The 7,090-nt window shown below is 63.4% G+C and carries 9 protein-coding genes; 3 read left to right on the top strand and 6 right to left on the bottom strand.

Features of this window, described 5'->3' with window-relative positions:
* Positions 1-324: 324 nt before the first annotated feature.
* The 6 genes from AC1RR3_RS36485 to AC1RR3_RS36460 all read right to left on the bottom strand — a co-directional run bounded on the left by AC1RR3_RS36485 (position 325) and on the right by AC1RR3_RS36460 (position 4,910).
* Positions 325-612 (bottom strand): GIY-YIG nuclease family protein, encoded by a 288-nt coding sequence (locus tag AC1RR3_RS36485; protein WP_492829804.1) that lies wholly within the window; start codon positions 610-612, stop codon positions 325-327.
* A 397-nt stretch (positions 613-1,009) separates the two neighbouring features.
* The gene (gene tarD / locus AC1RR3_RS36480) at positions 1,010-2,179 is read right to left on the bottom strand and encodes a D(-)-tartrate dehydratase (RefSeq protein WP_492829802.1); all 1,170 of its coding nucleotides are present in this window, start codon (positions 2,177-2,179) and stop codon (positions 1,010-1,012) included.
* 153 nt (positions 2,180-2,332) lie between these two features.
* Positions 2,333-2,590 (bottom strand): DUF3297 family protein, encoded by a 258-nt coding sequence (locus AC1RR3_RS36475; protein WP_492829800.1) that lies wholly within the window; start codon positions 2,588-2,590, stop codon positions 2,333-2,335.
* Positions 2,587-3,063, bottom strand: coding sequence for a glutathione peroxidase (locus AC1RR3_RS36470; protein WP_492829798.1), 477 nt, complete (start codon positions 3,061-3,063; stop codon positions 2,587-2,589). The genes AC1RR3_RS36475 and AC1RR3_RS36470 overlap by 4 nt, the downstream gene beginning before the upstream one ends.
* 2 nt (positions 3,064-3,065) lie before the next feature.
* Complete coding sequence (locus tag AC1RR3_RS36465; RefSeq protein WP_492829796.1) at positions 3,066-4,466, bottom strand: amidase family protein; 1,401 nt, start codon at positions 4,464-4,466, stop codon at positions 3,066-3,068.
* A 186-nt stretch (positions 4,467-4,652) separates the two neighbouring features.
* A complete protein-coding gene (locus AC1RR3_RS36460) occupies positions 4,653-4,910 on the bottom strand; it encodes a DUF6894 family protein (RefSeq protein ID WP_492829794.1) in 258 nt (85 codons plus the stop codon).
* A 249-nt stretch (positions 4,911-5,159) separates the two neighbouring features.
* On the opposite strand from AC1RR3_RS36460, the gene pqqA reads away from it, so the two are divergent.
* From pqqA to pqqC, 3 genes are all read left to right on the top strand, one after another.
* On the top strand, positions 5,160-5,240 hold the full coding sequence (gene pqqA / locus AC1RR3_RS36455) for a pyrroloquinoline quinone precursor peptide PqqA (RefSeq protein ID WP_007595659.1): 81 nt from the start codon (positions 5,160-5,162) through the stop codon (positions 5,238-5,240).
* Between the two features lie 118 nt (positions 5,241-5,358).
* Positions 5,359-6,288, top strand: a complete 930-nt coding sequence (gene pqqB / locus AC1RR3_RS36450; protein WP_492829792.1) for a pyrroloquinoline quinone biosynthesis protein PqqB — start codon at positions 5,359-5,361, stop codon at positions 6,286-6,288.
* Between the two features lie 35 nt (positions 6,289-6,323).
* A complete protein-coding gene (gene pqqC, locus AC1RR3_RS36445; RefSeq protein WP_492829790.1) occupies positions 6,324-7,079 on the top strand; it encodes a pyrroloquinoline-quinone synthase PqqC in 756 nt (251 codons plus the stop codon).
* The last annotated feature ends 11 nt before the right edge of the window (positions 7,080-7,090 follow it).

Raw genomic sequence — 7,090 nt, 5'->3', positions numbered from 1 at the left:
CGTCCATCGTCATTGCGAGGAGCACTTGCGACGAAGCAATCCAGACTGCCGCTGCGGAAACACTCTGGATTGCTTCGCTGCGCTCGCAATGACGGAGAATGCGGCGACACCTCGCGCAATTCCCCACCATCATCCATCGCGGACAAAGGCGCTCGCAGCCGACCCGTCTCCCTCCATCGTCATTGCGAGGAGCACTTGCGACGAAGCAATCCAGACTGCCGCTGCGGAAACACTCTGGATTGCTTCGCTTCCGCCGTCGCTCTTCGAGCTATGGCGGACAAGCCGCTCGCAATGACGGAGTGTGTGGCGGCAGACGGGCCAAAGTCAGATCAGCGTCTCGTACAAATCCGTCCAGTCCGGATTGACGCTCTCGATCAGCGCGAGCTTCTTTTCCCGGCTGCCGGCCTTGATCTGCTTCTCGCGTGTGATCGCGTCGGCCATGGTCGCGTGTAGTTCGTACCAGACGAGGAGCTTGCAGCCATACTTTGACGAGAACCCCTTCACCAAGCCCTCGCGATGTTCGAACGCACGGCGCGGTGGATTGGACGTGACGCCTGTGTAGATCGTCCCATTACGACGATTGGCGAAGATGTACACGCAGGGCTGCTTCATGATCGTGCTCAGCTGAGGAGAGCTTTCACGATACCACAACCAGGAGATGATTGCGAGGCTTTCGCCACGCCGTCATTGCAAGGAGCCCGGGACAAAATTGCGAAGCAATCTTGCGCTGATGCAACGAAGCAATCCAGACAACCGCTGCGGAAAGATTCTGGATTGCTTCGCTGCGCTCGCAATGACGGAGTGTGTGGCGGCGCCTCGCGCAGTTCGCACCATAGTGCATCGCAGACAAAGCGCTTGCAGACGACCGCAGCTCCCTCCGCCGTCATTGCGAGGAGCCCTTGCGACGAAGCAATCCAGACTGCCTCTGCAGAAAGATTCTGGATTGCTTCGCTGCGCTCGCAATGACGCAGTGTGTGTGGCGCGGCCGTCGGCCCCAACACGCGCCGGGCTACTCCGCCAGCGCCTTCATCTCCTTGTAGAGATCGGACTTGCCCTCGAAGCCGATGCCGGGGAGATCGGGCATGGTGATGTGTCCGTTCTCGACGCGCACACCATCCGGGAAGCCTCCGTAAGGCTGGAACAGATCGGGGTAGCTCTCATTGCCGCCGAGGCCGAGGCCGGCGGCGATGTTGAGCGACATCTGGTGGCCGCCATGCGGGATGCAGCGGCTCGGCGACCAGCCATGGGTCTTCAGCACCTCCAGCGTGCGCTGGTATTCGCACAGGCCATAGGACAGCGCGCAGTCGAATTGCAGCCAGTCGCGATCGGGGCGCATGCCGCCGTAGCGGATCAGGTTGCGGGCATCCTGGTGGCTGAACAGGTTTTCGCCTGTGGCCATCGGTCCCGGATAGAATTCCGCGAGCGCGGCTTGCAGCGCGTAGTCGAGGGGATCGCCGACTTCCTCGTACCAGAACAAGGGATAGTCCCGCAGCATTTTTGCATAGGCGATGCCGGTCTCCAGATTGAAGCGGCCGTTGGCGTCGACCGCGAGCTGGGCGTCCTTGCCGATCTCCTTCAGCACCGCCTCGATGCGGGTGCGGTCCTCGTCGATATCAGCGCCGCCGATCTTCATCTTCACGACATTGTAGCCGCGGTCGAGGTAGCCGCGCATCTCGCCGCGCAGCATCGACAGATCCTTGCCGGGATAATAATAGCCGCCGGCGGCGTAGACGAACACGCGCGGATTGGCGGTGAGGCCATGACGTTCGGCCAGCAGACGAAACAGCGGCTTGCCCGCGATCTTCGCCACCGCATCCCATACCGCCATGTCGATGGTGCCGACCGCGACCGAGCGCTCGCCATGACCGCCCGGCTTCTCGTTGGTCATCATCGCGGCCCAGACCTTGTCCGGATCGAGATTGTCAGCGGCGGCATTGAGCAGCGAGTTCGGATCGGCCTCCAGGATGCGCGAGGCAAAGCGCTCGCGGATCAGGCCGCCCTGGCCGTAGCGGCCGTTGGAGTTGAAGCCGTAGCCGACGACGCGCCTGCCGTCGCGCACCACATCGGTGACGACGGCGACGAGGCTCGTCGTCATCTTGGTGAAGTCGATATAGGCGTTGCGGATCGGCGATGAGATCGGTTTTGTGATCTCGCGGACGTCGACGATGCGGACGGACATGGGCGTGGCCTTTCACTTTCGTCATTGCGAGGAGCGAAGCGACGAAGCAATCCAGACTGTCACTCGCGGAAAGATTCTGGATTGCTTCGCTTCGCTCGCAATGACGGGGAGAGAGCGTGCTCCTCGCAATGACGAGGAGGGAGAGTGTCGCGCTTACGTCTTATCCCTGAAATACGGCTCCACCGGACCGTGCACCTTGATGGTCAGCGGATTGCCGCGGCGGTCCTTGGCATTGCCGGCGGTGACGCGGACCCAGCCTTCGCTGATGCAGTATTCCTCGACATTGGTCTTCTCGACGCCCTTGAAACGGATGCCGACGTCGCGCGACAGGATGTCCGCGTTGTAATAGGGGCTGTTCGGATCGACCGACAGGCGGTCGGGAAATTCGTCGCTCATGATTGTCTCGCTCATAACAGGGTCTCGATTTGATTCCGCAGTCCTTCGGGCCGTGCGGTCGGCGCGTAGCGCGCGATCACCTTGCCGGCACGGTCCACCAGGAATTTGGTGAAATTCCATTTGATGGAGGCCCCCAGCAGGCCGGATCGCTGGCGTTTCAGGTACTCATACAAGGGATGCGCGTGCGCGCCGTTGACGTCGATCTTCTCGAACAGGGGGAAGGTGACGTCGTAATTGGTGGAGCAGAACGTCTGGATCTCAGCTGCCTGCCCGGGCTCCTGCGCGCCGAACTGGTTGCAGGGAAAGCCGAGCACCGAGAAACCGCGCGGCGAGAGATCACGATAGAGATCCTCGAGGCCGCGATATTGCGGCGTGAAGCCGCATTTGCTCGCGGTGTTCACGATCAGCAGCACCTGTCCCTCGAACTGGCGCATGGGCACCTCCTCGCCGAGCAGCGAGTTGGCCTTGAAGTCGTAAATCGCCGACATCGCTAACCCACGGGGTCGATCGGCGACGGCGGCACGCCGCCGGCCTCGATCGCTTCGCCTGCGAGAAGACAAAGATCCTCGCGGTAGCGGCCGGACACGATGTGCACGCCGACCGGCGCCTTGCCGACAAGACCGGTGGAGACCACGAGGCCCGGAAGGCCCATGAAGGGCGTGGCGATCTGCGGCATCTGCGCTTCCCAGACGCGCTCGAAGGATTCGGCGTCCTTGCGGTCGAGATGATCGGGGAACGGCAGCTCGCCGGAGACCGGCGTCAGCACGACGGCATATTTTTCGAAGAACAGCATCCAGGTGCGGGTCAGCGTGGCGCGGCGGGTCAGCGCCTTGGCGTAATTCGCCTGGTCCATCGGCGTCACCTTGGCGCGGTTGCCGCGCAGGCACGCCAGCGCGCCGGGATCGCCCTCGCGCTCGGCCATCTCCAGCTGCGCCTCGTAGGCGTCGCCGAGCCAGAGTTTTCGTTGCCACTCGACCGCCTCGCGCATCGGCGGGGTGTTCTCGATGATGTCGACGGTCCAGCCGGCGCGCTCCAGCCGCTTGCCGGCGTCGGTCACGGCCGCCTTCACCTCCGGCGTGGTGGCAAGACCATCGGGGTTGAGGCAGAGCGCGGCGCGCTTTGGCCTGGCCGGGCCTTCCAGCGGCGCGGGCACATACCAGGGATCGCGGATATCGCGGGCCGACATGGCCTCGAGCGAGATCCTGAGATCGTTGACTGTCCGCGCCAGGGGGCCGGACACCGCCATGATCTGCGGTCCGATCGGGCGCTCCGGCAGCGCCCCGTTGAAGGCGGGGATGCGGCCGAGCGTCGGGCGCAGGCCGTGCACGCCGCAGGCATAGGCGGGATAGCGGATCGAGCCGGCGATGTCGGTACCGTGGGCGATGTGGCCGATGCCGGCCGCGACCGCCGAGCCGGCGCCGCCGGACGAGCCGCCTGGGGTCAGCGAGGCATCGCGGGGGTTCTTGGTGTCGCCATGGACCAGATTGGTGGTGAACCAGCGGTAGGAGAAGGCCGGGCAATTGGTGCGCCCAAGGAGAACCGCGCCGGATTTGCGGAAATTGGCGACGACAGGATTGTCCTCGCGCGCAATCAGGTCGCGCTGGAGCTTCAGGCCGTTGGTGGTGGCAAAGCCCTCCTGGTCGACATTGGCCTTGATGGTGACGGGCACGCCGGCGAGCACACCGGGGTCCTCGCCCCGCGCGATGGCGGCATCGACGGCGTCGGCCTGCTTGAGCACGTCCTCCGGGCGGTGGTCGATCACGGCGTTGAGCTGGGGATTGACGGCGTCCAGGCGGGCGAGGCCAGCCTTGGCGGCCTCCTTCGCGGACACTTTCCTGGCTTTGACGAGGGTGGCGAGGTCGGCGGCCGACAGGCGCCAGAGATCTTGCATGGCTTGCTCCGTATGACGGGCGTCTTTTAGCGCCGGGAACGCGGCAAAGCCATGCGGATTTCGCAGGGGTACGCCCGTCATTGCGAGCGAAGCGAAGCAATCCAGAGTCCCTCCACGCGGAGGCAGTCTGGATTGCTTCGTCGCTTCGCCCCTCGCAATGACGGTGGAGAGAGTTGGGCCGGGCCCCTAATGCCTCGTCGCGGACTGGTCCGGCACGTCCAGCAGGGCCTCGGTAAAGGGGAATTCGAGCACGATCTCGCCGTCGTCGTCGGTCACCTCGATGACCGCCTCCATCAGCGCCGGCTGGGTGCCCTCGGATTTCAGCACCTCCAGGATCATCTGGCGGGCGACCTCCCAGGCGCGATCGGGGTTGCGCAGGTCCTCGCCGTCAGGATCCACGATCAGTTCGTCGCCGATACGGGTGTTGAAGAAGTATCTGGGCATCACCGAATTCCAGCTAAAGTCGCCTGTACCGGATTGAAAGCTGCACTGCACTCACAACTGCTTTATCAGGACAGGGTTCGCGACCGAATGCGCCCGGCGCAAGGCAGCGTCACCAGAACTGATGTTCCACCATCGCTTTTCGCGGCGCAACATGGCCTACTCGGGAAAATTTCACTGGCGAACTTTTGTGCCCGCATTACTTTAACCGATGGGCGGACACGTCCGAGTTCTTGAAAATGGAGAGCCAAAATGGCCTGGAAAGCCCCGAAGATCGTCGAAGTGCCCTGTGGCATGGAAATCAACATGTATGTGAGCGCCACCCGCAAGTAAGCGGTTGGTGAGTTCGCGTTCTGCGCAGGTGGATCTTTCGGTCACGATGCATGTCCGCACGACAGGATTTGTGTCGGCGTGAGGTCCACCTCGCAACATTGCCTCCAGGAGACGTAACATGCTTCGCGTCGTCGTCCTGGGCGCCGGGGCCGGCGGCGGAGTCCCGCAATGGAATTGCGGTTGCGAGGGTTGCCGGGCGGCACGTCACCGCGGCCATGAGCTTTATCGAACCCAGGCCTCGGTCGCCTTCAGCGGCGACGGCGAGCACTGGTTCCTGATCAACGCCTCCCCCGATCTGCGCCAGCAATTGAATGCCACGCCGCAGCTGCATCCCAAGGCAGGCGCGCTGCGCCATACGCCTGTTGCAGGCGTGATCCTGACCAACAGCGAAGTCGATGCGGTGGCGGGGCTGCTGTCGATGCGCGAGGGCTCGCCCTTCACGGTCTATGCGCATGAGAAGGTGCTGGCGATCCTTGCCAGCAACAGCATTTTTAATGTGCTGAACGAGAAGAACGTGAAGCGCCAGCCGGTTTCTATCCGCGAGCCCTTCGAGCCGCGATTGCCGGATGGCACGCGCTCGGGCCTCGAAGTGCTGCCCTTCGCGGTGCCGGGCAAATCGGCATGGTATCTGGAAGGCAAGGCGCATCCCGGCGGCGAGAGCGGCGATGGCGATACGCTGGGGCTGAAGATCACCGACAAGGCCACCGGCAAGTGCTTCTACTTCATCGCCGCCTGTGCCGAGGTGACCGACGCGCTCAAGGCCGAGATCGATGGCGCAGCCCTGGTGTTCTTCGACGGCACGGTCTGGCAGGATGACGAGATGATCAAAGCCGGGCTCGGCCACAAGACCGGCAAGAGCATGGGCCATGTCGCGATGTCCGGTCATGATGGCGCGATCGCCCGGCTGGCCGATCTCGATATCGACAGGAAGATGTTTCTGCATATCAATAACTCGAACCCGGCGTTGCTGCCTGATACGCCGGAGCGTAAAGCGCTCGAGGCGGCGGGCTGGCAGATACCCGCCGACGGAACGGAGATCGTGCTGTGAATGTCGCGTCACTGACTGGCAAGACACTGACTGGAATGACTGCGCTCTCTGTTGGCAAGGACATCAAGCTCACCAGCGCCGAGGAGCTGGAGGCGACGCTGCGCCATATCGGGGCGACGCGCTATCACAGCCTGCACCCGTTTCATAAGCTGCTGCATGGCGGCAAGCTGAACAAGGGCCAGGTGCAGGCCTGGGCGCTGAACCGCTATTATTACCAGAGCACGATCCCGATCAAGGACGCGGTGGTGATCTCCCGCTTCCGCGACCGCGCCACGCGGCTGGAATGGCGACACCGCATCGAGGACCATGACGGTGACGTCGGCTCTGAGGGCGGCATCGAGCGCTGGCTCAAGCTGACCAGCGGCCTCGGCCTCGACGCGGCCTATGTGGAATCCACCGAAGGAATTTTGCCGGCGACGCGGTTTGCGGTGGAGGCCTACGTCCACTACTGCCGCGAAAAAAGCCCGCTGGAGGCGATCGCCTCCTCGCTCACCGAGCTGTTCGCGCCGAACCTGCACGAGGAGCGCATCTCCGGCATGCTGGAGCATTACGACTTCGTCAATCCCGATATCATGAGCTACTTCAAGCGGCGGCTGGCGCAGGCGCCGCGCGATGCCGGCTTTGCGCTCGACTATGTCAAGGCGCATGCCACGACGCCGGAGCAGCGTGCGCTGGTGTGCAACGCGCTGATCTTCAAGACCAACGTGCTGTGGGTGCAGTTAGATGCGCTCCAGCATGCCTATGTCGAAGGCAACATTCCGCCGGGCGCGTTCGTGCCCCAAGCGAATTAAGGAACCAGAGC

It is taken from the genome of Bradyrhizobium sp. GW821-FHT13H05 (genome assembly GCF_058804065.1).
This window is presented reverse-complemented; position numbering and strand designations above follow the sequence as displayed.

Coding starts and splice junctions, on each gene's coding strand:
- AC1RR3_RS36485 (WP_492829804.1), bottom strand. CDS start 612: ATGAAGCAGCCCTGCGTGTACATCTTCGCCAATCGTCGTAATGGGACG.
- tarD (WP_492829802.1), bottom strand. CDS start 2,179: ATGTCCGTCCGCATCGTCGACGTCCGCGAGATCACAAAACCGATCTCA.
- AC1RR3_RS36475 (WP_492829800.1), bottom strand. CDS start 2,590: ATGAGCGAGACAATCATGAGCGACGAATTTCCCGACCGCCTGTCGGTC.
- AC1RR3_RS36470 (WP_492829798.1), bottom strand. CDS start 3,063: ATGTCGGCGATTTACGACTTCAAGGCCAACTCGCTGCTCGGCGAGGAG.
- AC1RR3_RS36465 (WP_492829796.1), bottom strand. CDS start 4,466: ATGCAAGATCTCTGGCGCCTGTCGGCCGCCGACCTCGCCACCCTCGTC.
- AC1RR3_RS36460 (WP_492829794.1), bottom strand. CDS start 4,910: ATGCCCAGATACTTCTTCAACACCCGTATCGGCGACGAACTGATCGTG.
- pqqA (WP_007595659.1), top strand. CDS start 5,160: ATGGCCTGGAAAGCCCCGAAGATCGTCGAAGTGCCCTGTGGCATGGAA.
- pqqB (WP_492829792.1), top strand. CDS start 5,359: ATGCTTCGCGTCGTCGTCCTGGGCGCCGGGGCCGGCGGCGGAGTCCCG.
- pqqC (WP_492829790.1), top strand. CDS start 6,324: ATGACTGCGCTCTCTGTTGGCAAGGACATCAAGCTCACCAGCGCCGAG.